The following is a 25343-nucleotide window of genomic DNA, read 5'->3' on the forward strand; positions in this document are numbered from 1 at the left end:
CCGACGCTCCTGCAAGGAGGCCAGCCGTGGCCCTCATCGCCGCCTACACCAGCCCGGCGCTCGCGCACGCGTTCCCGTTCGCCGGCGTGCTGCTCGAGCTGCAGCGGCGCGGCCACCGCATCCGGCTGCGCACGCTGCCTGCCGAGGTCGACCGGATGCGGCAGCTCGGCTTCGACGCCGACGCCTACGACCCGGCGATCGACCGGATCGAGTTCGACGACTGGCGCGCCGCGAGCCCGCGCGACGCGCTGCTGCGGCTCGCGCAGCTGTACTGCGCGCGCGGCGCCCTCGACGGACCGGATCTGCAGGCGATGCTCGACGACGACCGGCCGGATCTCGTGCTCACCGACATCAACACCTGGGGCGCGGCGGCGGTCGCCGAGCGCTCCGGGCTGCCATGGGTGGTGCTCTCGCCCTACACGCCCGTGGTGCGCTCGAAGGGCTGGCCGCCGTTCGGGCCGGGCCTCGCCCCCGCCCGCGGACCGCTCGGCCGCGTGCGCGACGCGCTCGCCGCGCGCGTCGTGCTCCAGGCGGCGACCGAGATCGCGATGCCGCGCATCAACGCGCTGCGGGCGGAGGTCGCGGGCCTGCCGCCCGAGCGCACCTTCGACGACGTGCTGCGCCGCGCACCGAAGACGCTCGTCACCTCGGCCGAGCCCCTCGAGTACGCCCACACCGACTGGGAGCCGCACTTCACGCTCGTCGGCCCAACCACCTGGGAGCCGCCCGCCGCGCCGGCGCCGTGGCTCGACGCGATCGACGGCCCGGTCGTGCTCGTGACCGTCTCTGGCGACTTCCAGGGCGACACCGACATCGCGCGGGTCGCGCTCGAGGCGCTCGCCGACGAGCCGGTGACCGTGGTCGCGACGATGCCCGGCGACGGCCGGCTCGGCACGGGCTCGCCCGCGAACGCGCACATCACCGGCTTCCTGCCGCACGGGCAGGTGCTCGAGAAGGCGGTCTGCGCGATCACGCACGGCGGGATGGGCGTCACGCAGAAGGCGCTCGCCCATCGCGTGCCCGTCGTCGTCGTGCCGTGGGGCCGCGACCAGTTCGAGGTGGCGGCGCGCGTCGAGCACGCGGGCGCCGGGGTGCGGGTGCCGCGGCAGCAGCTGACCCCCGAGCGGGTGCGGGATGCGGTGCGGCGCGCACGCGGGATGCAGGCGGGCGTCGACGCGGTCGCCGCGGGCTTCGAGGCGGCCGGCGGCCCGCCCCGCGCCGCCGATCTCATCGAGGAGCAGCTGCGCTGCGCGACCTCGCCGTAGTCGGTCCGCAGGCGCCGCAGGGTGCTGCCGGCCGCATCCGCCGGAATGCGCGCGCGGGCCGCGTCGTTGTCTGATGGCGACGGCTTCCGACGAGAGGACACGCAATGGCCAAGATCACGGTGCTCGGCGCCACGGGCTTCGCGGGCGGCAACATCGCTCAGGAGGCCGCCGCGCGCGGCCACGAGCTCACGCTCGTCTCGCGCTCGACCCCCGGGGCCACGCCCGACGGCGCGCGCGTGCTGCAGGGCTCGGTGCTCGACGGCGACGTGGTCGCGCAGGCCATCGACGGCGCCGACGTGGTCGTGGGCGCGCTCTCGCCGCGCGGCGACATGGAGGGCAAGGTCGCGGATGCCTACGCCGACATCGCGGGCCGCCTCGCGGGCACGCCGACGCGCTTCATCATCGTCGGCGGCTTCGGCTCGCTCAAGGACGAGCAGGGCGAGCGCATCGTCAACACCGACGCGTTCGCGCCGGAGTACAAGCCCGAGGCGCTCGAGCTGTTCGAGGCCTACCAGCGCGTGAGCGCCATCGACGAGCTCGACTGGACGTACGTCTCCCCCGCCGGCGCGTTCGGCAGCTTCATCCCCGACCAGACCCGCCGCGGCGAGTACCGCACGGGCGGCGAGACGCCGATCGTCGACGCCGACGGCACCTCGGCCATCTCGGGCGCCGACTTCGGCCTCGCGGTCGTCGACGCGATCGAGAGCGGCGAGCACCGCCGCGCGCACGTGCACTTCGCCTACTGAGCGACTGCGCCGCGGTGGGCGGGGTGCGCTGTGCGTGCCTGCCGCGGCGCGGCGGGGTGCGCCGTGCGAGCCCGCCGCGCCGCGACGGTGGCGCCCCTTGCATGCCCGCCGCGCCGTGCCACGATCGAGGCATGGGCATCCGCGGCCGGCTGCGGCGCATCATCGCGCCGATCACCCGCACGCGGGCCTTCCGCCGCATCGGCCCGCGCGCGCTGCCCGTCGCCGAGCGCATCCTGCGTCGGCTGACCGGCGGCCGGGTGCTCGTCTCCGACCTGCTCGTGCCGTCGCTCGTGCTGCGCACCGTGGGCGCCAAGACCGGCGCGACCCGCGCATCCGAGCTCATGTACACGCCCGACGGGTACGGCGGTGCGATCATCGCGGGCACCTCGTTCGCGCGCGCGGCGCACCCGGGCTGGACCGCCAACCTCGCCGCGCATCCGGACGCCGAGGCGATCGTGCGCGGCCGCCGCTACCCGGTGCGCGCCGAGCGCGTGGCCGACGAGGAGCGCGACGCCGCGTGGGCGCGCATCGAGGCGCAGTGGCCCGGCTACCGCGCGTACGAGCGCGACTCGGGCCGCACGGTGCGGCTGTTCCGGCTGACGACGGATGCGGTGCCGTCGCCGTTCCGGGAGCGCGGGCGCCGCTGACGCCCGGGCGCGGCGAGCGGGGGACGCGCGAGGCGCGGCTTGGGGCTAGCCTCGCGGCATGCCCGCCACCTACACGCTCGACTACTTCTGCAGCCTCGACATGCACGGCTCCGCCCGCGGATGGCCGGGCTACTGGGGCAAGGAGGGGCCGGAGGTGGTCGAGGACCGCGTGCGCACCTTCGCGCAGCAGCAGATGCTCGTCTTCGGCGGCACGACGTTCCGGGAGTTCCGGCACTTCGTGCGCGAGTACGACGAGCCGTACTACGACAGCCTCATCGCCGCGCCGAAGCTCGTCTTCTCGCGCACGCTCGAGGAGCCGCTCGGCTGGGCGAACTCGACCGTGCACGCCGGCGACGCCGTGGCCGAGATCGCTCGCCTGAAGCGCGAGACCGACGTGCCGATGCGGTCGCACGGCAGCATCGCGCTCAACCGAGCGCTGCTCGCGGCCGGGCTCGTCGACCGCATCGAGCTGATGGTCTTCCCCGCAGTGACGGCGGATGCGGGCTTCGCGTCGCTGTTCGAGGGCGGGCCCGAGCTCGACCTCGACCTCGTCTCGTCGACGGTGCTCGACGGGCGCACGCTCAAGCTCGTCTACGAGCCCCACCTGCACGGCGCGGTGCCGGAGGGCGCGGGGCCGAAGCGGCGCTCCGGACGCTGACGGCCGCCGGGCGGGCGCGGCGCCGTCCCTGCGCGGGCGGCGCCGCCCCCCGGGCGCCTCGGGCAGACTGTGCGCATGCGCATCCTCATCGCCGGCGCCACGAGCGCGCTCGGCCACGCCACCGCCTCCGCCCTCATCGACGCGGGCCACCACGTGATCGCCGTCGGCTCGAACGCCGACCGGCTCGGGCTCGTCGACGCGACCGAGCGCTTCGAGTGCGACCTGAGCGACTTCGCGGCGGTGCAGGCGCTCGCCGCAGAGGTGGGCGACCTCGACGGCCTCGTGCACCTCGTCGGCGGCTGGCGCGGCGGCGGCGGGCTCGCCGGGCAGACCGACGACGACTGGGCGTGGCTCGAGGCGCGCGTGGTCGGCACGCTGCGCAACACGACGCGCGCGTTCGCCGACGCGATCGGGCGGTCGGATGCGGGGGTCGTCGCGATCGTGTCGTCCACCGGGGTCGAGCGCCCCACCGCGGGCAACGCCAACTACGTGGCGCTCAAGGCGGCGGCCGAGACCTGGGTCGCGGCGGTCGGCCACGCGCTGCGCGAGACGCCCGCGCGCACGGTCGTCAAGCGCGTGAAGGCGCTCGTGTCGGACGCCGACCGGGCGGCCGAGCCCGAGCGCGCGTTCGCGGGCGCCACCGACGTGCGCGAACTCGCTGCCGAGCTGGCCGCCGAGTTCGCGCCTCCGCGGTGAGCGCCGCCCGGCCTGGCCCGCCGAGCACCGCGTGGCTCGTGGTCGGCCTCGTCGCGCTCGCGCTGCTGCTGACCGGCGCGCTGCTGCCGCGCTGGATCAGCGCGGTGCTGCTCGCGGTCGCGGTCGTCATGTACCTGCGCTCCGGCGACCGACGAGCGGGCGACGCCGACGAGCCGTGACGCCCCACGCACTCAACGGCCATGCGGCACGGATGTGTCGCTGACGAGCACATCCGTGCCGCATGGCCGTTGAGTACCGGGCTCAAGCCTCGATTCGCTCGAGCACGAAGACCGGGATGAGGCGCTCGGTCTTCTCCTGGTAGTCGGCGTACGGCGGGTAGGCCGCGACGGCCCGCTCCCACCAGGCGGCGCGCTCGTCGCCGCTCACCTCGCGCGCGAGGTAGTCGTGCTTCTCTGCGCCGTCCTGCAGCTCGACGTGCGGGTGCGCCTTGACGTTGAAGTACCAGACCGGATGCTTCGGAGCGCCGCCGAGCGACGCCACGGCCGCGTAGGCCCCCTCGTGCTCGACCCGCATGAGCGGGGTCTTGCGCAGCTTGCCCGACTTCGCCCCGACCGTCGTCAGCACGATGATCGGCATGCCGCGCAGCGTGTTGGCCTCGGCGCCGTTCGACGCCTCGAACGCCTCGGCCTGCTTGCGCGCCCAATCCGACGTGCTCGGTGCGTACTCACCCTCCAGCGGCATGCGCTCTCCTCTCGCCCGCGCGGCCTGCCCGCGCTCCGCATCCATTCCACACCCATGCGCCCGTGCAGCCGCTCGCAGACCGCGCGGCGCGCGCCCCCATCCGCCCGCCGCCGTCGCTCAACCGGTGCTCGGCGGTCGCGGCCGCCATACGCGCTCCAACCCCGCGAGCACCGGTCGACGGCCGGCGCTCCCCGCGAACGACGCGAACGACGGCGCGCCCGCACGCCAGCCCGCCCGCCAGCACGCCAGCCCGCCAGCCCGCCCGCCAGCACGCCAGCCCGCCAGCGCCGCTACAGCCGCCCGACGCGCGTCACGCGCACGACCGCGACCCCCGCATCCGCCGACTCGGCCAGGTCGACGGTCGCCCAGATCCGCCAGTCGTGGTCGCCCGCCGGGTCGGCGAGGATCTGCTGCACGTGCCACTCCGCAGGCCCCTCGTCGATCACGAGCATGCGCGAGGAGCGCGCGTCGGCGCCCGTGCCGATCGAGCCGTGCTCGTCGTAGTAGGCGTCGAGCGCGTCGCCCCACGCATCCGCCCCGAAGCCCGGGTCGAGCTCGCCGAGCTCCTCGTGCTTGTCGAGCGCCGCGAGCTGCACGCGGCGGAAGAGCTCGTTGCGCACGAGGGCGCGGAACGCCCGCGGGTTCGCGACGACCGACGGCGGGGGCGGCGGCGCGACCGGCGCGGCTTCCGGCGAGTGGGGGTGCAGCAGCTCCTCCCACTCGTCGAGCAGCGATGAGTCGACCTGCCGCACGAGCTCGCCGAGCCACTCGATGATGTCGTGGAGCTCCTCGCCCTTCGCCTCCTCCGGCACCGTCTGCCGGATCGCCCGGTACGCATCCGAGAGGTAGCGCAGCACGAGCCCCTCCGAGCGTGAGAGCCCGTAGTGCTGCGTGTAGTCGGCGAACGTCATCGCCCGCTCCCACATGTCGCGCACGACCGACTTCGGCGACAGCGCGAAGTCGCCCACCCACGGCTGCGACGCGGCGAACACCCGCAGCGCCTCGGTCAGCAGCTCGTCGAGCGGCTTGGGGTGCGTGATCTCCTCGAGCAGCTCCATGCGCTCGTCGTACTCGATGCCCTCGGCCTTCATCGCCGCGACCGCCTCGCCGCGCGCGAGGAACTGCTGCTGCGACAGGATCGGCCGCGGGTCGTCGAGCGTCGCCTCGATCACCGAGATGACGTCGAGCGGATGCGTCGGGTCGGCCGGGTCGAGCAGGTCGATCGCCGCGAGCGCGAACGGCGAGAGCGGCTGGTTGAGCGCGAAGTTCGGCTGCAGGTCGACCGTGAGGCGGATGCGCTGGCCGCCGGGCATGGAGGCGTCCGGCACCTGCTCCACGACGCCCGCGGTGCGGAGCGTGCGGTAGATCGCGAGCGCCCGCACCTTAAGCGCCGCCTTCGGCGCGGGCGACTCGTGCGACGCCTCGATGAGCTCGCGCATCGCCGTGAAGGCGTCGCCGCCGCGGCCGATGACGTTGAGCAGCATCGAGTGGCTCACGATCATCTGCGAGTGCAGCGGCTCGGGCTCGGCGGCGACGAGCTTCTCGAACGACGGCTTGCCCCACGAGACGAAGCCCTCGGGCGCCTTCTTGCGCACGAGCTTGCGGCGCGCCTTCGGGTCGTCGCCGGCCTTCGCGAGCAGCTTCGCGTTCTCGGCCTCGTGCTCGGGCGCCTGCACGACCACGGTGCCCGCTGTGTCGTAGCCGGCGCGGCCCGCGCGACCCGCGATCTGGTGGAACTCGCGCGCCGTGAGGTGCCGCATCCGCTGCCCGTCGAACTTCGTGAGGCCCGTGAGCAGCACCGTGCGGATCGGCACGTTGATGCCGACGCCGAGCGTGTCGGTGCCGCAGATGACCCGCAGCAGCCCCTGCTGGGCGAGCTGCTCGACGAGGCGCCGGTACTTCGGCAGCATGCCTGCGTGGTGCACGCCGATGCCCGCGCGCACGAGCCGCGAGAGCGTCTTGCCGAAGGTGGTGGTGAAGCGGAAGTCGCCGATCGCGGCGGCGATCTCGTCGCGCTGCTCGCGGCTGACGATCTTGACGGATGCGAGGGCCTGCGCCCGCTCGAGCGCGGCGGCCTGGGCGAAGTGCACGATGTAGACGGGTGCCTGGCCGGTGGCGAGCAGATCCTCGATCGTCTCGTGCACGACCGTCTCGGCGTACTCGTAGCTGAGTGGCACGGGCCGCTCGACGCCCGTGACGGCGGCGGTCTCGCGACCGGTGCGGCGGCTGAGGTCGTCGGCGATCTCGGTGGTATCGCCGAGCGTCGCCGACATGAGCACGAACTGCGCCTGGGGCAGCGTCAGCAGCGGCACCTGCCACGCCCACCCGCGCTGCGGGTCGGCGTAGTAGTGGAACTCGTCCATCACGACCTGGCCGACATCCGCCTGCTCGCCGTGCCGCAGCGCCAGGTTGGCGAGGATCTCGGCAGTGCAGCAGATGATGGGGGCGTCGGCGTTGACGGACGAGTCGCCCGTGACCATCCCGACCTGCTCGGCCCCGAAGATGTCGACGAGGGCGAAGAACTTCTCGCTCACGAGCGCCTTGATCGGCGCGGTGTAGAAGGTGCGCTTGCCCTGCGCGAGGGCGGCGAAGTGGGCGCCGGTGGCGACGAGCGACTTGCCCGTGCCGGTGGGGGTGCTCAGGATGACGTTCGCGCCCGTGACGATCTCGAGCAGCGCCTCCTCCTGCGCCGGATAGAGCGTGAGACCGCGCCCGGCGGCCCATGCCTCGAACGCGTCGAAGGCCTGGTCGGGATCCCAGGTGGCCGGGGCGTGCTCGAGGAGGGTCATCCCCTCGAGTCTGTCGCATCGGCGCGCGGCCGCGCCCGGCTGGTCGATGGCGCGCCGGTCGAGGGCGCTCGCCGGAACCCTGACCCGCTCCTGCGCGAAGCCACAGCGCGCTCCGCCGTCGCCGCGGCTAGCGTCGGGGCATGGCAGCGCAGCGCCATCCCGGACTCGCTCCCGCCGCGACCGCGGCGGGCGCAGCCGTCGTGGCCGCGATGCTGCTGCATGCGGCGTCGCTCGCGGTGCACGCGCCCGACGGCTCGGCCGAGCTGCTGTGGATGCTCGGCTGGGCCGCGATGGTGACGGCGGCGCTCGCGCTCGTGGCGACGGTCGTGCAGCTCATCGCCGAGCGGCGCGACGTGGGTCGTGCCACGATCGTGCCGGCGCTCGCGCTGATCGCCGTCGCGGTGGTGATGGGCGGCTGGGCCGCCTGGCTGTACCCGCCCGTCGGCTCGGGCGGCGCTGCCGCGCTGGGCGGTTGAGCGCGCGGCCCGGGCTCTGATGCCGCCGCTACCGTTGCCGATGTGAAGGCTTCCGAGCTCCGCGCGCTGCCCCTCGGCACGCGCATCGTCGTGCGCTACCGGCTGCACGGCGAGCAGCACGGGGCGACGGATGCGCTCGGCGAGCTCGTGCGCGTCGGCCCGGCGGAGTGCACGGTCGCCACCCGTCGCGGCGAAGTCGTGATCACGTTCGGCGACATCGTCGCGGCGAAGCCGGTGCCGCCGGCGCCAGAGCGGCGGGCCCGCGGGAGCTGAGGGTCTCGTGACGCGTGCCGCCTATGGCGGCGCGCTCCTCGACCGGCGGAGGGGCGGATCGCGGCGGGTCTCGTGACGCGTGCGGGCTGCGCCCGCGCGCTCCTCGACCGGCGAGGTCACCCGTTGCGGCCGCGACCGACGCGACGTACCGTCCCCGCCATGGGCCTCGCTGCGCTCGACATGTCGGTCTCGCTCGACGGCTGCATCGCGGGCCCGAACGACACGATCGAGCAGCCCGGCGGCGAGCGCTTCTCGCTGCACGACTGGTTCGGCGACCCCGACGATCCGCGCGGCTCCGAGACCGACCTGCGCGAGCTCGCCGAGGTGATGCAGGCGGGCGCGGTGCTCTCGGGCAGCCGCACCGCGCAGCAGACGCACCACTGGGGCGGCGACCACCACGGCATGGGCGTGCCGATCTACGTCGTCAGCCGGCGCGAGCCGCCGCCCGAGGTCGCCGGCATGCCGCTCGTGCACTACGTGACGGATGTCGTCGACGCGATCGCGCAGGCGAAGGCCGCGTCGGGCGACCGCCACGTGCACATGATCGGCTCGGCGTGGGTGCCGACGGCGCTCGCCGCGGGCGCGATCGACGAGCTGCGCCTGCATCACGTGCCGCTGCTGATGGGCGGCGGCCGCCGGATCGTCGACGTGCTGCCGGCGCCGATCGGGCTCGAGATCGTGCGGGTCGAGACGTCGCCCAAGGCGACGCACGTCCGGTATCGCGTGCTGGGTTGACGCCGGCTCGCGTGGAGGGTCTCGTGACGCGTGCCGCCTGCGGCGGCGGGCTCCTCGACCAGCGAGGGGACCGGCGCTCCGCGCGACCGTGTGGTCTCGTGACGCGTGCGGGCTCGCGCCCGCGCGCTCCTCGACCAGCGGAGGGGGCTTGTCGCCGCGCGGCGGCGGGTCTCGTGACGCGTGCGGGCTGCGCCCGCCCGCTCCTCGACCAGCGGAGAGTGACGCTGGCCGCCCTCGGCGGCTCGCTCCTCGACCGGCGGAGGGGGTTGTCGCTGGGTTCGCCCGGTGCTTGGCTGGCGCCCATGCAGCACGCGCGATCCGCCGACGGCACGCCCATCGCCTTCCACCGTCGCGGCAGCGGCACGCCCGTGATCGTCATCGGCGGCGCCTTCTCGACCGCGGCCGACGCATCCGCCATCGCCGACGCCCTGTCAGAGGCCGGATTCGAGGCCGTCACCGTCGACCGGCGCGCGCGCGGCGACAGCGGCGACGGGCCGGCGGATGCCCGCGAGCGCGCCCCCTTCTCCCCCGAGCGCGAGGCCGAGGACGTCGCGGCCGTCATCGACGCGGTCGGCGGCAGCGCCGTGCTGCTCGGCCACTCCTCCGGCGCGCTCGTCGCGCTGCTCGCCGCCGCGCACGGCGCCCCGGTCACGCACCTCTTCCTCTCCGAGCCGCCGATGCGCTTCGGCCTCGATGAGCCCGCCGCAGACCTGCCCGAGCGCCTGCAGTCGCTCGTCGACGCGGGCCGCACCCGCGAGGCGGTGCTCACCTTCCAGCGCGAGGGCATCGAGCTGCCCGAGCCGATGATCGAGCAGATCGCCGCCTCCGAGCTCATGCCCCACCTCGAGTCGCTCGCGCAATCCACCGTCTACGACGCGACCATCGCCGCCGCGACCTCCGACCCCGATGAGCGGATGCTGCACCTCCGGGTGCCGACGACGGTGCTGCTGGGCGCCGAGACCTTCCCGCTGCTCGAGCGCGCGGCGCCGATGCTCGTCGAGCGGATGCCGTCGGCCGAGCTCGTGCGCGTGCCGGAGTCGCGCGGGCACTCCGTCGACCCGGCCGCGACCGCCGCGATCGTCGCCGCGCGCGTCCGCTGACGCCGCGGGGGAATCGGGGCTGGAATCGCGGCCCGGACGGGAGCACCCTCGTTGCATCGAGAGAGGGGCAGACCCATGGACACCATCCCCGCCGCGGTCACCACGGCCGCACCCGAGCTCAAGGCGAAGCACGCCGCCATGTGGGCGATGGGCGACTACCCCGCGGTCGCGCGCGAGGTGATCCCGGCGCTCGGGCCGCGGCTCGTCGACGCGGTCGGCGTCGCCGCGGGCGAGCGCGTGCTCGACATCGCCGCGGGCGACGGCAACGCATCGATCCCCGCGGCCGAGCGGGGCGCGAGCGTCGTCGCGAGCGACCTCACGCCCGCGCTGCTCGAGGCCGGCCGGGCGAAGTCGGCGGGTGCGGGGCTCGACATCACCTGGCAGGCGGCAGACGCCGAGGCGCTGCCGTTCGACGACGGCGCGTTCGACGTGGCGATCTCGTGCGTCGGGCTGATGTTCGCGCCGTTCCACGCGCCGGTCGCGGCCGAGCTGACGCGCGTCGTGCGCCGCGGCGGCCGCATCGGACTCATCGCGTGGACGACGGAGGGCTTCATCGGGCAGATGTTCGCGGCGATGAAGCCGTTCGCACCGCCGCCGCCGGAGGGCGCGCAGCCGCCGGTGCTGTGGGGCGACGAGGAGCACGTGCGCGAGCTGCTGCGCGAGCGGGTCGAGCTGCGGCTCGCGCGCGAGCAGCTCGACGTGTCGGCGTTCGCATCGGGCGCGGCGTTCCGCGACTTCTTCAAGGCGACCTACGGGCCGACGATCGCCGCCTACCGCGCCATCGCCGAGCAGCCCGAGCGCGTCGCAGAGCTCGACGCGGCGCTCGCGGAGCTCGGCGACCGCCACCTCGAGGACGGCCTCATGCGCTGGGAGTACCTGCTCACGACCGGCACGGTGCGCTGAGCGCTGCGGTCACGGTGCGCTCAGCGCTGCGGGCAGCGGCGCCGACCGGCCGGCGCCGCTGCCCGGATACGATCGGAAGCCCGTCCCACAAGGAGTCCCGCCGTGCCCGCAGCCCCCGCCGCCCCGCTCGCCCACGCCGAGGATCTCGCCGCGTTCGTCGAGGCCTCGCCCTCGAGCTACCACGCGGCGGCCGAGGTCGCGCGGCGCCTGCGGGAGGCGGGCTTCGCCGCGCTCGACGAGACGGATGCGTGGCCCGCGGCCCCGGGCCGGTACGTCGTGCTGCGCGAGGGCGCCGCGATCGCCTGGATCGTGCCCGACGGGGCGACGGCGACGACCCCCGTGCGCGTGTTCGGCGCGCACACCGACTCCCCCGGCTTCAAGCTCAAGCCGCAGCCGACGACGGGCCGCCTCGGCTGGCTGCAGGCCGGCGTCGAGGTCTACGGCGGGCCGCTGCTCAACTCGTGGCTCGACCGCGAGCTGCGCCTCGCGGGCCGCATCGTGCTCGACGACGGCAGCGAGCACCTCGCCGCGACGGGGGCGCTGCTGCGGCTGCCGCAGCTCGCGATCCACCTCGACCGCGAGGCGAACGACCACCTCGCGCTCGACAAGCAGGCCCACACGCAGCCGGTGTGGGGGCTCGGCGCACCCGAGTCGGCCGACCTGCTGGCCGAGGTCGCCGCATCCGTCGTCACCGCATCCGGCACCGGCGTCGACGCCGGCCGCATCCGCGGCTACGACCTCGTCGTCGCCGACGCGCAGCGCGGCGCCGTCTTCGGCAAGGACGACGTCCTCTTCGCGAGCGGCCGCCTCGACGACCTCGCGAGCGTGCACGCGGGCGTGACGGCGATGGCGGCGCTCGCCGACGGCTTCGCCGCCGACCACATCCCCATGCTCGCGGTGTTCGACCACGAGGAGGTCGGGTCGGCGACCCGCACGGGCGCCGCGGGGCCGTTCCTCGAGGAGGTGCTCGCGCGCATCGGCGACGCTCTCGGCGCCGACCGGGGCGAGCGGATGCGTGCGCTCGCGTCGTCGTGGCACGTCTCGAGCGACGTCGGCCACTCGGTGCACCCGAACTTCGCCGAGAAGCACGACCCGGTCGTGCGGCCGGTGCTCGGCTCGGGGCCGATCCTGAAGATCAACGCCAACCAGCGGTACGCGACCGACGGCGCGGGCGCCGCCGCGTGGCACGGCTGGTGCGCCGAGGCCGGCGTGCACAGCCAGGCGTTCGTGTCGAACAACCAGGTGCCGTGCGGCTCGACGATCGGGCCCATCACCGCGACCCGGCTCGGCATCCGCACGGTCGACGTGGGCATCCCGATCCTGTCGATGCACTCGGCGCGCGAGCTGGCGGGCGTGAGCGACCTCTTCGACCTCGCGCGGGTGGCGCAGGCGTTCTTCGCGGGCTGAGCGGGCGCGCGCTCCTCGCTCGCGCGAGCGCATGCCCGCCGCTCAGGCGAGCGAGAGGAAGAGCTTCTCGAGCTCGTCGACGCGCTCCGCGTTCGCCGGCTCGTCCGCGAGGCACTCCTGCAGCGCGCTCGCGACCACGAGGAACCCGGCCCGGTCGACCGCCTTCGAGACCGCGGAGAGCTGCTGCACGATGTCGCGGCAGTGCGCGTCGTCCTCGACCGCGGCGATCACGGCCGCCAGCTGGCCGTGCGCGCGGCGGAGCCGGTTGCCGATCTTGCGCTTCGCGTCGGGGCTCTGCGCCGCGTGGGTGTCTGGCGTGCTCATGCGGTCCTCCTCGTATTGACACCCACCATACCCCCGGGGGTATAGTCGTGCATACCCCCGGGGGTATCTCGGGACGACGACGACGCCTGGAGGGCGAGATGTGCAGAGCGACGACGTGCCGCGTGTGCGGCAAGACGACCTGGGCCGGATGCGGTCAGCACGTGCAGGAGGTGCGGCGCACGGTCGCGGCATCCCAGTGGTGCGGCGGCGAGCACTCCGAGCGCGAGATGGCGGAGGCCCGCGGCACCCGCGGCGGGTTCTTCGCGCGCCTCTTCGGGCGCTGAGCGAGAGGACGAGAGGACACGACATGTGTGCACGCACCACCTGCGACCGCTGCGGCAAGCCGACCTGGGCCGGATGCGGCCAGCACGTCGAGGAGGCCCTCGCGGGCGTCCCCGCCGCTGACCGCTGCCGCTGCTGACCGACCGGAACACGAGGGAGGGACACCATGCTCCTGGAGCGCATCTACGACGAGGACCTCGCGCAGGCGAGCTACCTCATCGGCTGCCAGGCGACCGGCGAGGCCATCGCCGTCGACCCGCGGCGCGACGTCGCCGAGATGCTGGCGCTCGCCGAGCGGCACGGGCTGCGCATCGCGCACGTGACCGAGACCCACATCCACGCCGACTACCTGTCGGGCACGCGCGAGCTCGCTGCGCGCACCGGCGCGCGCATGCACGTCTCCGACGAGGGCGGGCCCGAGTGGCGCTACGGCGTCGGCTTCGACGAGGCAGAGCGGCTGCGCCACGGCGACACGATCGTCGTCGGCAACGTGCGCGTGCAGGCCGTGCACACCCCCGGCCACACGCCCGAGCACCTCTCGTTCCTCGTCACCGACGGCGCGCAGGCCTCCGAGCCAGGCTTCCTGCTCACCGGGGACTTCGTCTTCGTGGGCGATCTCGGCAGGCCCGACCTGCTCGACGAGGCGGCCGGCGGCGTCGACACCCGGTTCGAGGGTGCGAAGCAGCTGTTCGCGAGCCTGCGCGACCGCTTCCTGCCGCTTCCCGACTACGTGCAGGTGCTCCCCGGTCACGGTGCGGGCAGCGCGTGCGGCAAGGCGCTCGGCGCGATCGCCGCGACCACGGTCGGCTACGAGCGCACGTTCGCCTGGTGGGCGCCCTACCTCGCGGCCGACGACGAGCAGGGATTCGTCGAGGCGCTCCTGACGGGCCAGCCCGACGCGCACGCCTACTTCGCGCGCATGAAGCGGCAGAACCGCCAGGGCCCCGCCCTGCTCGGCGACCGCGCGCCGCTCCCCGAGCGCTCCGCCGAGGAGGTGCGCGCGCTCCTCGACGCCGACGCCGCGGTCCTGGTCGACACGCGCGACCATCGCAGCGTGCACGACGGCACCGTCGAGGGCGCCCTCGCGATCCCTGCTGACACGGGCAAGACGGCGAGCTACGGCGCGTGGGTCTACGACCCCGAGAACGAGCACCGCCCGCTCGTGCTGCTCGCCGCATCCGCCGACGACGCCGAGCGGATGCGCGACCACCTCGTGCGCGTGGGCATCGACCGGGTCCATGGCTTCGTCCGCTCGCTCGACGGGCTCGAGCTCGTGCAGCCGCGACTCGTGCAGCCGGAGGAGCTCGACGGCCTCGATGATGCGGTGCTCGTGGACGTGCGCGGGCGCGGCGAGCACGCCCACGGCCACATCCCCGGCTCGCTCCACCTCAGCGGAGGCCGGGCGCTGTGGCGGCTCGACGAGCTGCCGAGCGACCGCCCGGTCGTCACCTACTGCCAGAGCGGCGTGCGCAACAGCATCGTCGCGAGCGCGCTGCGCCGAGCGGGCGTCGACGTGATCGAGCTCGACGGCTCGTACGCCGGCTGGGCGCGCGCGACGGGCCGCACGCCCGCCGTGGCGTGACGATGCGCAGGAGCCGGCGTGCGCGCCTCCGCGCCGCCTGCGCCTCGGGAGGCGTCGAGCGCGTCGTGCAGGCGCTCGTGGGGGTGCTGCTCGCCGCGTTCGCCGTCGACAGCCTCGACGAGCCCGTCGTCGCGGTGCTCGCTGCAGCCGGTGCGGCGGTGCTGATCGTGGGGGCCGTGCGCGGCTGGTGCCCGGGCGCGCTGCTCGCACGCCGAGCCACGCGGGGCGAGCGCAACCGCGTCGGCATCCCGGAGGAGCGCGAGACGCTGCAGCACTGAGGTTCGAGCGGCGACGACCCGGTACCGCGTGCGCTGGCGTGCGCCAGCCGGTTTCCGTAGGCTGGTGGGCGGTGTGCCGGGAAGCCTGGTCGGCGTGCCACCGGGCGCAGGGTCCGGTGGCGTCGAGAGGAGCCCCGTGGAACCCACCCGCACGCCCACCGGCGCACGCCGAGCCCGCATCGCGCAGCTGCTGCGCCTCGAGACCACGAGCGGCGCGCTGCTGCTCATCGCGGCCGCGGCAGCCCTCGTGTGGGCGAACTCGCCCGCGCGCGACTCGTACGCGGGCCTCACGGAGACCCGCGTCGGTCCCGCCGCGCTGCACCTCGACCTGAGCGTCGCCGCGTGGGCGGCTGACGGTCTGCTCGCCGTCTTCTTCTACGTCGTCGGCGTCGAGCTCAAGCACGAGATCGCGGCCGGCAGCCTCCGCGACCCGCGCCGCGCGGCCGTGCCGGTGCTCGCCGCGATCGGCGGCATGGCGCTGCCCGCGCTCGTCTACGTCGGCATCGTCGTGGCGGCCGGCGACCCCGCAGCGCTCAGCGGCTGGGCGATCCCCGCCGCGACCGACATCGCCTTCGCGCTCGCCGTGCTCGCCATCTTCGGCCGCGGGCTGCCGATCGGGCTGCGCACGTTCCTGCTCACGCTCGCGGTGGTCGACGACCTGCTCGCGATCGTCGTGATCGCGGTCTTCTACACCGCAACCGTGCAGGTCTTCGCGCTGCTCGGCGCCGCGGTCGCGGTCACCGCCTTCGCCCTGCTCGTGCGCTCGCGCTATGACCTGTGGTGGGTGCTGCTGCCGATCGCGCTCGTGGCGTGGTGGTGCATGCACGAGTCGGGGGTGCACGCGACGATCGCGGGCGTCGTGCTCGGCGCCTGCGTGCCGGCGCACGGCATCCATGGCGAGCGCGTCCCGCGCACGCACCAGCACGAGGCGGCGGTGCGACCGTGGTCGACGGCGATCGCGCTGCCCGTCTTCGCGTTCTGCTCGGCCGGCGTCTCCGTCGCCGACGGCGGCGGCTTCGCCGAGCTCGCGGCGCAGCCCGTGCTGCTCGCGGTCGCCGCGGGACTCGTGGTCGGCAAGCTCCTCGGCGTGCTGGGCGTGACGGCGCTCGTGACGCGCTGGACGCCGCTGCGCCTGCCGGACGGCATCGGCCTCCGCGACCTGCTGCCGGTCGCCCTGCTCACGAGCATCGGCTTCACGGTGTCGCTGCTCATCACCGAGCTCTCGTTCGACGACACCGCGCGCACCGACGCGGCGAAGCTCGCGGTGCTGATCGGCTCGGGGGTCGCCGCCCTGCTCGCGGCGCCGCTGCTGCGATGGGATGCGCGGCGAGCGCGGAGCGCGGACGAGAACGAGGACGGCGTCCCCGACGCGGCGCAGGCGCGGATCGGCGACTGAGGCGTCCGAGGCGTCCGCGGCGGGCCGCGCGGATCAGCCCCGGAGGAAGCGCGGCCGCCAGCCCAGCCGCTCGAGCCCCGCGGCGAGATGCTCCGCGTGCTGGCGCGCGCTCGTCGGATCGGCCGCGCGGACGTCGATCGTGAGCGGCGGCGGATCGCCGAACTTCGGCACCTCGACCTCCGCCCACGCTCCGTCGCCCAGCCGCACGCGGGCGCGGGCGGTGCCGGCGTCGACGACCGCGCCGCCGCACGCATCCGCGATGGCTGAGAGCGCCTCGAGCTTCGAGAGCGCCTCGTCCACGACGAGGCTCACCGTCGCTCCGGGTTCCGACTGCTCGCGCATCATGCGGCAAGGGTAGACCGGCTCGGGCCCACGCCCTCGGCGCGTGCCGGGCGGGCCACGATCACCGGAGCGACGTCTCGGCGAGGGCGGCGTCGCGGCTCGTGGCACCCTCCCGCCCGATGACGGTGAACGCCTCCCGGCGCGTGGAGGTGACGCCGATCTCGTAGTCGAGCAGCGCCGGGTCGGGCTCAAGGCCGCGCACGCTGCGGATGAGTGCCGCCGGCACCTGCGCGCCCGCCTGATGGCAGTAGGGATACCCGCCGCCGAAGCGCGGGTTGATGTCGATCACTCGCGCCACGCCCTCGCCGTCCTCGCGCACGTCCATGTCGATCGAGCCGCTGGGCAGCAGGAGCCTGCCGACCTGCGCCACGAGCTCGCGGAACCGTCCTGGGTCGGCGGTCGTGGCGACGTCGGTGTCCCCGGCTCGCTTCTGGCCGACCCTGCGGGCCATCACGCCGAGCAGCTCCGAGCGCCCGTCGAGGGAGAAGACCCCGTCGAGCCCGTACTCGTCGCCGGGCAGGAACTCCTGCACGACGACAGCGGCCGGGTCGGCGTCCACCGGGCGCCCGTCCGGCCCGAGCGCCGATCCGGCCGAGCGCGCGACCGCCGCCCGCAGATCCTCGGTGGTGGGGAGCTCGAGGCCGGAGGAGCCCGAGCCGAAGCGGTGCTTGACCACGAACCTGGTCCCCGCGGAGGCGGACGCGAGCACGTCGTCGACCTCGGTGCCCAGGGAGGTCGCGGGGGTCGGGATCCCGTGCGCGGCGAAGCTCTCGGCCATGGCGTACTTGTCGAGGACCATCGCCTGCTCGTCGGGCGCCAGCACGGCGACCACGGCGCCCGAGCGCCGCAGGTCGTCCGCGAGCTCGCCGGAGAGCACCTGGCTCTCGTAGTCGTTCATGCAGAAGAAGGCGTCGGGGCGCTCGTCGGCGAACCACTGCCGCATCGCGTCGCCGTACTCCGGGCTGTTGTACGCCGGCATCGTGACGGCACGATCGGCGACGCCGAAGCCGGGAGCGGTGCTGCGGTACTCCATCGCGATGACCTCGCCGCGGATGCCGAGCGCGCGCAAGGCGTCCTGGAACCACTCGAGGTAATGGGCGCGGCGTCCGGCCGACGCGATGACGATCTTCATGGGCTCGTGACTAGGCAACGTCGGCTCCTCGGGTGTCGCGACCGGCACGGGTCCGGCGGCGGGGCTTGCGGACAGGCGTCGGCGGGGCGAGCATGGCGGAGGCATCAGCGGGCCGCTCCGGGGACGCCGAGGTCGGATCCTGCGCGGGGCCTCGAAGGCTGCCGTCGCCGTCCGACCACAGGTTGGCCTGCAGGAACTCCTGCGCGCCCCACTTGCGGCGCACCTGCGTCAGCGCGCCGTCGGCGTCGCGCACGTAGACGTTCGGCAGGTAGTCGATGAACAGGCCCCTGAGGGGCAGCGTGTAGGCGCCGAGCTTGGAGAAGGTGAGCCGGTCGCCGACCCGCAGCTCGCGCTCGTCGTGCAGCGTGGTCACCCGGTCGAGCTCCGTCAGCGTCGCACCCACCACCTTCTGGACGGGGAGGACGCGCGCCGACGCGGATGCCACGCGCAGCTCGTACGGGCGGGTGCGGCGGAAGAGGGGGTCGGTGTCGGTGCGGCTGCCGTCGATCACGACGAACCGAGTCTGGCCGACGTCCTTCACGTCGATGACGGTCGCGTGGTACTCGAACGGCGGGGCCACGAGGCATCCGCCGGGCTCGACGATCAGCGTCGTCCGCTCCGGGTCGACGGCCCGCTCGAGCTCCTCGCGGATGACCGCGAAGTAGTCGTCGAAGGTGGGGGTCGCGTCGACGCCGCCGAAGAACCCACCGCCCATGTCGATCCAGTCCGGCGTCAATCCGCGGGTCGAGACGACGTCGGCAGCCGTGCGCGCGGCAGCCCGGTAGACCTCGACGCTCTTCGACCGGGTGCTGTTGTGCATGTGCAGGCCGGCGACGCGGACGCCGGCCTCCCGCAGCTCGGCCACGGCGGCGTCGAACTCCCCGTTGACCAGGCTGAACCCGAAGCGGGCGACATCGTCCTCGGAGATCAGCTCGCCCGGCACCAGACTGGCGAGATCCCAGTTGACGCGCACGCCGACGCGCACGTCGAGCTCCGGCCGCTCCCGCGCGAGCTCGGCGGCCCAGGTGACCTCGCGCTTCGCGTCGAGGTTGACGATCGATCCCTCGATGAGGGCGGAGCGCAGGCGGTCGCGGCGCTTGGCGGGCCCGTTGAAGACGATCCGGTCGGGAGGGAAGTCGAGGGCGACGGCGAGCTCGTACTCCGTGTCGGAGGCCACCTCCGCCCACGCGCCGCGGTGGCGGAAGTACGCGAGCAGCCACGGGAGCGCGTTGGTCTTGAAGGAGTACGCGAGGATCGAGCTCGGCCAGTGCGCGGCCATCGCGTGCTGGAAGCTGCTCCGCAGCGCATCCAGGAGCGGCTCGTCGACGACGAAGGCGGGGGTCTGGGGATGCTCGGGCGGCGCAGCCGCCGGCCCCCGCGCGGCACCGTCGATCGCCATCAGCCCCTCGGGCATCGAGCTCTGCACTGACATGTCGACCACCTCGGTCAGATCGGGCCGGGGCTCCGAGTGCAACCGGCTGGCGACCGCTGGCGCCGACGGTACTGCACGAGGTCATCCTCGTCGCCGAACGGACGCCAATGGCACGCGCAGAACCCGCCCGCCTCCCTGTGGGCAGGATCAGCACCCGCTCAGCGCTGCAGGAAGGGGACCGCTACGCGCGGGACGCTCCCTGGCGCGCGACCGTCTCGTCGATCCAGATCGGCGCGTAGGGCGAGATGCAGCCGCGCGCCACGGGGTAGTCCTTGAGCACCCCGAGCCGCTCGCCGATGCCCCGCGCGCGCTCGCGCAGCGCCGGCTGCGTGATCCCGATCGTGGCGAGCGCCTCGTTCATGGCCCACATGAGCCGCTCGGGCGCATCCGCCATCTCGGCCTCGATCGTGTCGAGCATCGCGGGCAGGTCGAGGTCGGCGACGTCGGCGGCGTGACGCGCCTTGCGCAGCCGCTCGCTCGTGAGCGCCCATCCCGCAGCGGCGACCACCGCATCCGCATCGTCGATCCACCGCAGCCGCAGCGCCTCGGCGTGCGGCCCCTTCTTCACCAGGTAGTTCACGAGCCAGTCGAGCACCTTGGGCGCGCGCGCCTCGCGCAGCATCGCGTCGAGCTCATCGGACGAGAGCGACTTCGGCCGCGCGATCAGCAGCGCGAGCAGCCGCGACGGCGTCTCGCCCGTCGCCCACAGCGCGAGGGCGAACTCGTGGTCGGTGCCGAGCCGCTTCGCGATCGCGCGCACCTTCGCGAGGTTGACGCCGTGGTCGTCGCCGTGGCGCTCGTTGACCTCGCGCATCCGCGGATCCTCGAGCGCGGCGAGCTCGGCCTGCAGGGCGGCGACGGTCTCGGTCATGGCATCCAGGGTATGAGCGGATGCGGGGGCGGGGTCAGCGCGATCTCCGCTGAGCTGGCGTGGTCTCGATACGCCGGCTCCGCCGGCTACTCGACCACCGTGGGCGCCGGCTGCTCGACCACCGCTGGCGCCTGCTGGGTTGCACCGGATCGGCCTCTCTCGTCTGGCCGCGCGAGCGGCGCTCAGGGACGGTGGTCCCCGACGCTAGGCGCGATCCGGTGCCCCGGCAAGCCCGCGGCTCAGCGGTGCAGCGCCGCCGACCTGCCCCCGCCCACCGACGACGGCAGGTCGGGGAACGCATCCGCGACCCCCTGGTGCACGATGCTGCCCGCGCGCGTGTTGACGCCGAGCGCGAGCGCCGGGTCGGCCGCGATCGCCGCCTCGGCGCCCTGCTGCGCGATGCGGCGCACGTAGGGCAGCGTCGCGTTCGTGAGCGCGCGGGTCGCGGTCTGCGGCACGCCGCCGGGCATGTTCGCGACGCAGTAGTGGCGCACGCCGTCGACCTCGAAGATCGGGTCGTCGTAGGTCGTCGGCCGCGACGTCTCGAACGCGCCGCCCTGGTCGATCGCCACGTCGATGAGCAGGGCGCCCGGCCGCAGCAGCGACAGCTGCGCCCGCGAGACGACCTTGGGCGCCGCGCGGCCGGGCACGAGCACCGCGCCGATCACGACATCCGCCTGCGCGAGCTCGGACTCGACCGTCGCGACATCCGACATGAGCACGCGCGCGCGGCCGTCGAGCAGGCTGTCGAGTTGGCGGATGCGGGCGGGCGACATCTCGAGGATCGTCACCTCGGCCTGCATGCCGAGGGCGAGCAGCGCCGCCTGCGTGCCGACCGCGCCGCCGCCGATGATGACGACGCGCGCCGGCGCGACGCCGGGCGAGCCGCCCAGCAGCAGGCCGGGGCCGCCGCCGTGCCGCATCATGTGCGTCGCCGCGGCGTGCGCGGCGAGCCGGCCGGCGATCTCGCTCATGGGCTGCAGCAGCGGCAGCCCGGTGCTGTCGGCGACCGTCTCGTAGGCGATGCCGAGCGTGCCGGCCGCCAGCAGCGCCTCGGTGAGCGGCCGGTCGGCAGCGAGGTGCAGGTAGGTGAAGAGGGTGAGGTCCTGCCGCAGGAAGCCGTACTCCTCGGCGATCGGCTCCTTGACCTTCACGACGGTGCCGGCCGCCCACGCATCCTCGCGCGAGACGATGTCGGCACCTGCTGCCAGGTAGAGCTCGTCGTCGAACCCGGCACGCGCGCCGGCTCCGCTCTCGACGAGCACGGTGCTGCCGCTGCGCACCAGGTCGGCGGCGCCGGCGGGCGTCATGCCCACCCGCTCCTCCCGCGGCTTGATCTCCTTGACGACGCCGATCTGCACGACGCTCTCCTTCTGATTCACGGGGGTCACGCCGTCTCGCGACGGGCGATGTTGTAGAACCGTACCGACTGGTACTCCTCGAGGCCCTCGGCGCTCCCTTCGCGCCCGAGACCCGACTGCTTCACGCCGCCGAACGGGGCGGCGGCGTTGGAGGGCACGCCCTGGTTGATGCCCACGAGGCCGCTCTCGATGCGGTCGGCCACGTTGAGCGCCCGGTCGAGGCTCTCGGTGAACACGTAGGCGGCGAGCCCGAACTCGGTCGCGTTCGCCCGCTCGATCGCCTCCTCCTGCGTGCGGAAGCGCTGGATGGCGGCGATCGGGCCGAAGATCTCGCGCTGGGCGACGTCGGCGCCCTCGGGCACGCGGTCGAGCACGGTCGGCGCGAAGAACGAGCCGTCGCCCTCGATCGCCGATCCTCCGGCGCGCAGCTCGGCGCCGCGCTCGAGCGCATCCTCGGTGAAGGCCTTCATCGAGGCGACCGCGCGGTCGTCGATGAGGGGCCCCACGACGGTGCCGTCGCCGAAGCCGCTGCCGACCCGCACGTCGGCGAGCCGCTCGGCGACACCCTCGACGAACGCGTCGGCGATGCCCTCCTGTACGAAGAACCGGTTCGCGGCGATGCACGACTGGCCGGCGTTCCGCAGCTTCGCGGCGACGGCGCCCTCGACGGCGCGCTCGAGGTCGGCGTCGTCGAAGACGATGAGCGGCGCGTTGCCGCCGAGCTCCATCGACGAGCGCAGCACGTTGCGGCCCGCGAGCTCGAGGAGCGTCCGCCCGACCTCGGTCGAGCCGGTGAACGACACCTTCCGCACCCGCGCATCCGCCAGCACGGCGCTGCTGAAGCGCGACGCGCTCGAGGTCGTCACGACCTGCACGAGGTCGGCGGGCACGCCCGCGCGGCGGGCGAGCTCGACGGCGAAGATCGTCGTGAGCGGCGTGAGCGTCGCGGGCTTCACGACCGCCGCGCAACCCGCGGCGATCGCGGGCGCGATCTTGCGGGTCGCCATCGCGAGCGGGAAGTTCCACGGCGTGATGAGCACCGCGAGCCCCACCGGCGCGCGGCGGGTGAGGATGCTCGAGCCGCCCGCAGGCGCCTCGCGGAAGTTGCCGGCCGGCCGCACGGCCTCCTCGGCGTACCAGCGCACGAAGTCGGTGCCGTAGGCGACCTCGCCGCGCGCCTCGGCGAGCGGCTTGCCCATCTCGCGCGTGATGAGGTGCGCGAGGTCCTCGGTGTGCTCGACGAGCAGCGCGTGCCACGCGTGCAGCACGTCGGCGCGCTGCCGCGGGGTCGTGCGCGCCCAGGCGCGACCCGCCGCATCCGCCGTCTCGACCGCCCGCAGGGCGCCGTCGACGTCGATGTCGGCGATGCGGCCGATCTGCGCGCCGGTCGCTGGGTCGGCGACGTCGATGCCGGTGGCGGGCAGGCCGAGTCCCGCGATCACGCGGTCGGCGCGGTCGAGGGCGGATGCGTCGGCCGGCACGAGCCCGGCGGTGGTCGTGGCCCTCATCGGGCGGCCTCCTCGGTGATCGCGAGCTCGATCGCGGCGACGTAGTCGACGACCTCCTGGTCGCTGACGATGAACGGCGGGCTCAGCTGCAGCGTGTTGCCGCGCAGCGGCCGCGTGATGAAGCCGTGCTCGATCGCGCGGTCGGCGACGCGGTCGTTCGCGATGCGCTCGTCGAGGCCGATGCCGCCGAGGAAACCAGCGACGCGCACGTCGACGACCGCCTCCTGGCGAGCCGCGAGGCCCTCGAGCTCGCGCCGCAGCACGTGCTCGAGCTCGGCGGCGCGCGCCACGAGGCCGTCGCGCTCGAGGATGCCGAGGTTGGCGATCGCGACCGCGGCCGCCGTCGCGTGGCCCGCGTAGGTCGCGCCGTGGCGGAACACCGGGGTGTCGGGCGCGTCGACGTAGAACGGCTCCCACAGGCGCGGTGCCGCGAGCACGCCGCCGAGCGGCGCGTAGCCCGAGGTGACGCCCTTCGCGAAGGTGATCATGTCGGGCTCGATGCCGTAGCGCTCGGCCGCGAACATCTCGCCGGTGCGGCCGAAGCCGGTGATGACCTCGTCGAGGATCAGCAGGATGTCGTGCTCGCGCGCGAGCCGCTGCAGGCCCTCGAGGTAGCCGGGCGCGGGCGGGTTGACGCCGCCGGTGCCCTGGATCGGCTCGCTCACGATCGCGGCGATGCGCTCGGCGCCGATGCGCTCGATCGCCGCCTCGACCTGGGCGAGGTCGTCGTGGGAGACGCGCGCCGTCTCGGGCACGAGCGACTCGGTGCCGAGGCCCTCGCGGTTGAAGTCGAGGCCGGCGATCGACGTGCCATAGGCGTGCAGCCCGTGGTAGGCGTGCTCGCGGCTGAGGATGATCTGCTTGCTCGTGCGGCCCTCGCGCTGCCAGTGCCGGCGCGCGAGCTTGCACGCGAGGTCGATCGCGTCGGAGCCGCCGGAGTTGAGCAGCACCTTCGAGCGCGGGATGGGCGAGATGCCGGCGAGCAGCTCGGCGAGCTCGATCGCCCGGTCGTTCGCGAAGCGCTGGAAGATGTGGAAGGTCTCGAGCGTGCGCATCTGGTCGAACGCGGCCTGCGCGAGCTCGGGGTGCGCATGGCCGACGTTCGCGTGCCACAGGCCCGCGGTGCCGTCGAAGAGGCGCCGACCGTCGGTCGTGAAGAGGTACGAGCCCTCGGCGCGCTCGATCACGAGCTGGCGGCCGAGCACGGCGGGCATCTGCGCCTGCGCCGACCACAGCGCGGGACCGTCGAGCACGGCGCCCGAGGGGGCAGCCGTGGCGGATGCGGTGGTGTCGGTGAGCGTCATCGCGTCTCCTTCGTCGTCCTGGGCGCGACGCGAAGGCGTCGCTGCCATGAGCACTGTAGGTGCCCGGAAGGGTCGCTCGCAGTGACCGTTTCCGACCGGTATCAGTCGGCTCTGCTGACGCTTTCTGCGAACGCGTCGGCGATCGCCCGCTCGATGACCGCGAGGGCCGGATGCGCCTGGGCGCCGGAGCGGGTGAGGAAGAGGATGCTGCGGTGCTGGTCGGCCGGCAGCTGCGCGCTCGGTGCGAGGCGGCTGCCGGTCTCCCGCACCACGAGGTCCGGCAGGAAGGCGGCCGCGACGCCCGCCTCGACCATCCGCAGGTGGAAGAGCACGTCGCTCGACTCGTGCGCGACGTGCGGCTCGAAGCCGAGCTCGCGGCACACCCGCAGGGCCCACTGGGTCGATGCGCTCGCGCGCGGCTCCATGACCCACGGCAGCGTGCGCAGCCGCTCGAGGTCGGCGTCGGCGTGCGCCGCGGGGAGGTAGCCGCGCACGGCGTCGCGGCCGAGCACGCTCGCGTGGATGCCGCCCGTCGGCGCGACCTGCGTGCCCGGGTAGGAGTCGGTGACCACGGCATCCACCTGCCGGGAGACGAGCCGCAGCGCCGCGTCCTCGGGATCGAGCACGCGCACCCGCACGTCGAGCCCGGGGTGCGCGTCGGCGAGCGCCACCAGGGCGGCGGGCAGCACGCCGCGGCCGATCGACGGGAAGACCGCGAGCGTGACGACGCCGAGCGGCTGGTCGTGCGAGGCGGCGAGCTCGGCCTCGGCGTGCTCGAGGGCGGCGAGGATCGGCTCGGTGTTGCGCACGAGCTCGAGGCCGGCAGGGGTCAGCTGGGCGCTGCGGCCGACCTTCTCGAGCAGCGGGGTGCCGGCCTCTTTCTCGAGCAGCGAGAGCTGCTGCGAGATGGCCGAGTGGCTGTACGCGAGCTCGCGGGCCGCGGCGGTGATGCCGCCGTGCAGCCCGACGGCGCGCAGCAGCACGAGGCGGTGGAGGTCGAGCACGCTCGAAGCCTACGCAGGCTGCGCGCCCTCGCTGGTCGAGTAGGCGCCGCAGGCGCCGTATCGAGACCGGTCGCTCGCGCAGCGGACGTCGTCTCGATACGCCCCTTCGGGGCTACTCGACGACCGAGGG

The 25343-nt window shown here is 74.3% G+C and carries 27 protein-coding genes; 16 read left to right on the forward strand and 11 right to left on the reverse strand.

All coding sequences use genetic code 11. The annotated features are described in order from the left end of the window. Nucleotides 1-26: 26 nt before the first annotated feature. The 6 genes from BLT67_RS06015 (at nucleotide 27) to BLT67_RS06040 (ending at nucleotide 4191) form a co-directional block, all read left to right on the forward strand. Complete coding sequence (locus tag BLT67_RS06015; protein WP_092666174.1) at nucleotides 27-1265, forward strand: nucleotide disphospho-sugar-binding domain-containing protein; 1239 nt, start codon at nucleotides 27-29, stop codon at nucleotides 1263-1265. 104 nt (nucleotides 1266-1369) lie between these two features. Beyond that, complete coding sequence (locus BLT67_RS06020; protein ID WP_092666175.1) at nucleotides 1370-2011, forward strand: NAD(P)-dependent oxidoreductase; 642 nt, start codon at nucleotides 1370-1372, stop codon at nucleotides 2009-2011. Between the two features lie 131 nt (nucleotides 2012-2142). Continuing rightward, entirely contained in the window at nucleotides 2143-2658 is a 516-nt protein-coding gene (locus BLT67_RS06025) for a nitroreductase family deazaflavin-dependent oxidoreductase (RefSeq protein ID WP_092666176.1), read from the forward strand. Between the two features lie 58 nt (nucleotides 2659-2716). Further along, complete coding sequence (locus tag BLT67_RS06030; protein ID WP_092666177.1) at nucleotides 2717-3316, forward strand: dihydrofolate reductase family protein; 600 nt, start codon at nucleotides 2717-2719, stop codon at nucleotides 3314-3316. 75 nt (nucleotides 3317-3391) lie between these two features. Then, a complete protein-coding gene (locus BLT67_RS06035; RefSeq protein WP_092666178.1) occupies nucleotides 3392-4012 on the forward strand; it encodes an SDR family NAD(P)-dependent oxidoreductase in 621 nt (206 codons plus the stop codon). After that, on the forward strand, nucleotides 4009-4191 hold the full coding sequence (locus tag BLT67_RS06040) for a hypothetical protein (RefSeq protein ID WP_092666179.1): 183 nt from the start codon (nucleotides 4009-4011) through the stop codon (nucleotides 4189-4191). Before BLT67_RS06035 ends, BLT67_RS06040 begins: the two co-directional genes overlap by 4 nt. An 82-nt stretch (nucleotides 4192-4273) precedes the next feature. Here BLT67_RS06040 and BLT67_RS06045 read toward each other — a convergent pair whose 3' ends face one another. Both BLT67_RS06045 and BLT67_RS06050 read right to left on the reverse strand, forming a co-directional pair. Then, nucleotides 4274-4714 carry a nitroreductase family deazaflavin-dependent oxidoreductase gene (locus BLT67_RS06045; RefSeq protein ID WP_092666180.1) on the reverse strand — a complete coding sequence of 147 codons (441 nt, stop codon included), beginning with the start codon at nucleotides 4712-4714 and terminating at the stop codon, nucleotides 4274-4276. 290 nt (nucleotides 4715-5004) lie between these two features. Beyond that, nucleotides 5005-7503, reverse strand: coding sequence for a DEAD/DEAH box helicase (locus tag BLT67_RS06050; RefSeq protein WP_092666181.1), 2499 nt, complete (start codon nucleotides 7501-7503; stop codon nucleotides 5005-5007). A 140-nt stretch (nucleotides 7504-7643) separates the two neighbouring features. Between BLT67_RS06050 and BLT67_RS06055 the strand changes: the two genes are divergently transcribed. The 6 genes from BLT67_RS06055 to BLT67_RS06080 all read left to right on the forward strand — a co-directional run bounded on the left by BLT67_RS06055 (nucleotide 7644) and on the right by BLT67_RS06080 (nucleotide 12397). Then, the gene (locus BLT67_RS06055) at nucleotides 7644-7979 is read left to right on the forward strand and encodes a hypothetical protein (protein ID WP_092666182.1); all 336 of its coding nucleotides are present in this window, start codon (nucleotides 7644-7646) and stop codon (nucleotides 7977-7979) included. Nucleotides 7980-8021: 42 nt separating this feature from the next. Then, the gene (locus BLT67_RS06060; protein ID WP_092666183.1) at nucleotides 8022-8252 is read left to right on the forward strand and encodes a putative acetyltransferase; all 231 of its coding nucleotides are present in this window, start codon (nucleotides 8022-8024) and stop codon (nucleotides 8250-8252) included. Between the two features lie 159 nt (nucleotides 8253-8411). After that, a complete protein-coding gene (locus BLT67_RS06065) occupies nucleotides 8412-8987 on the forward strand; it encodes a dihydrofolate reductase family protein (protein WP_092666184.1) in 576 nt (191 codons plus the stop codon). 302 nt (nucleotides 8988-9289) lie between these two features. Then, on the forward strand, nucleotides 9290-10087 hold the full coding sequence (locus BLT67_RS06070; protein ID WP_092666185.1) for an alpha/beta fold hydrolase: 798 nt from the start codon (nucleotides 9290-9292) through the stop codon (nucleotides 10085-10087). 75 nt (nucleotides 10088-10162) lie between these two features. Next, nucleotides 10163-10990: a class I SAM-dependent methyltransferase gene (locus BLT67_RS06075; protein ID WP_092666186.1), complete on the forward strand. Its 828-nt coding sequence runs from the start codon at nucleotides 10163-10165 to the stop codon at nucleotides 10988-10990. A gap of 102 nt (nucleotides 10991-11092) precedes the next feature. After that, entirely contained in the window at nucleotides 11093-12397 is a 1305-nt protein-coding gene (locus BLT67_RS06080; RefSeq protein WP_092666187.1) for a M18 family aminopeptidase, read from the forward strand. Nucleotides 12398-12439: 42 nt separating this feature from the next. On the opposite strand, the gene BLT67_RS06085 is transcribed toward BLT67_RS06080, so the two are convergent. Continuing rightward, nucleotides 12440-12721: a metal-sensitive transcriptional regulator gene (locus BLT67_RS06085; protein WP_092666188.1), complete on the reverse strand. Its 282-nt coding sequence runs from the start codon at nucleotides 12719-12721 to the stop codon at nucleotides 12440-12442. A gap of 98 nt (nucleotides 12722-12819) precedes the next feature. On the opposite strand from BLT67_RS06085, the gene BLT67_RS06090 reads away from it, so the two are divergent. The 4 genes from BLT67_RS06090 to nhaA all read left to right on the forward strand — a co-directional run bounded on the left by BLT67_RS06090 (nucleotide 12820) and on the right by nhaA (nucleotide 16259). Further along, on the forward strand, nucleotides 12820-13005 hold the full coding sequence (locus BLT67_RS06090) for a hypothetical protein (RefSeq protein WP_092666189.1): 186 nt from the start codon (nucleotides 12820-12822) through the stop codon (nucleotides 13003-13005). 164 nt (nucleotides 13006-13169) lie between these two features. Then, nucleotides 13170-14585 (forward strand): MBL fold metallo-hydrolase, encoded by a 1416-nt coding sequence (locus BLT67_RS06095; protein WP_092666190.1) that lies wholly within the window; start codon nucleotides 13170-13172, stop codon nucleotides 14583-14585. Between the two features lie 2 nt (nucleotides 14586-14587). Continuing rightward, complete coding sequence (locus BLT67_RS06100) at nucleotides 14588-14863, forward strand: YgaP-like transmembrane domain (RefSeq protein ID WP_092666191.1); 276 nt, start codon at nucleotides 14588-14590, stop codon at nucleotides 14861-14863. Between the two features lie 136 nt (nucleotides 14864-14999). Continuing rightward, nucleotides 15000-16259 carry a Na+/H+ antiporter NhaA gene (gene nhaA / locus BLT67_RS06105; RefSeq protein WP_092666192.1) on the forward strand — a complete coding sequence of 420 codons (1260 nt, stop codon included), beginning with the start codon at nucleotides 15000-15002 and terminating at the stop codon, nucleotides 16257-16259. A 33-nt stretch (nucleotides 16260-16292) separates the two neighbouring features. Here nhaA and BLT67_RS06110 read toward each other — a convergent pair whose 3' ends face one another. The 8 genes from BLT67_RS06110 to BLT67_RS06145 all read right to left on the reverse strand — a co-directional run bounded on the left by BLT67_RS06110 (nucleotide 16293) and on the right by BLT67_RS06145 (nucleotide 25213). Beyond that, nucleotides 16293-16604, reverse strand: a complete 312-nt coding sequence (locus tag BLT67_RS06110; protein WP_092666193.1) for a hypothetical protein — start codon at nucleotides 16602-16604, stop codon at nucleotides 16293-16295. Between the two features lie 58 nt (nucleotides 16605-16662). Continuing rightward, nucleotides 16663-17733, reverse strand: coding sequence for an ATP-grasp domain-containing protein (locus tag BLT67_RS06115; RefSeq protein WP_157674218.1), 1071 nt, complete (start codon nucleotides 17731-17733; stop codon nucleotides 16663-16665). Between the two features lie 10 nt (nucleotides 17734-17743). Then, nucleotides 17744-19165: a type III PLP-dependent enzyme domain-containing protein gene (locus BLT67_RS06120; protein WP_231945607.1), complete on the reverse strand. Its 1422-nt coding sequence runs from the start codon at nucleotides 19163-19165 to the stop codon at nucleotides 17744-17746. Between the two features lie 181 nt (nucleotides 19166-19346). Continuing rightward, nucleotides 19347-20036, reverse strand: a complete 690-nt coding sequence (locus tag BLT67_RS06125) for a DNA alkylation repair protein (protein ID WP_092666195.1) — start codon at nucleotides 20034-20036, stop codon at nucleotides 19347-19349. Between the two features lie 239 nt (nucleotides 20037-20275). Then, nucleotides 20276-21397 (reverse strand): alanine dehydrogenase, encoded by a 1122-nt coding sequence (gene ald / locus BLT67_RS06130; protein WP_092667553.1) that lies wholly within the window; start codon nucleotides 21395-21397, stop codon nucleotides 20276-20278. Nucleotides 21398-21423: 26 nt separating this feature from the next. Then, the gene (locus BLT67_RS06135) at nucleotides 21424-22905 is read right to left on the reverse strand and encodes an NAD-dependent succinate-semialdehyde dehydrogenase (RefSeq protein WP_092666196.1); all 1482 of its coding nucleotides are present in this window, start codon (nucleotides 22903-22905) and stop codon (nucleotides 21424-21426) included. Further along, the gene (locus tag BLT67_RS06140; RefSeq protein WP_092666197.1) at nucleotides 22902-24209 is read right to left on the reverse strand and encodes an aminotransferase family protein; all 1308 of its coding nucleotides are present in this window, start codon (nucleotides 24207-24209) and stop codon (nucleotides 22902-22904) included. Before BLT67_RS06140 ends, BLT67_RS06135 begins: the two co-directional genes overlap by 4 nt. Before the next feature lie 101 nt (nucleotides 24210-24310). Continuing rightward, nucleotides 24311-25213, reverse strand: a complete 903-nt coding sequence (locus BLT67_RS06145; RefSeq protein ID WP_092666198.1) for a LysR family transcriptional regulator — start codon at nucleotides 25211-25213, stop codon at nucleotides 24311-24313. Nucleotides 25214-25343: the final 130 nt, after the last annotated feature.

It is taken from the genome of Agrococcus carbonis (assembly GCF_900104705.1).
Lineage (GTDB): Bacteria > Actinomycetota > Actinomycetes > Actinomycetales > Microbacteriaceae > Agrococcus > Agrococcus carbonis.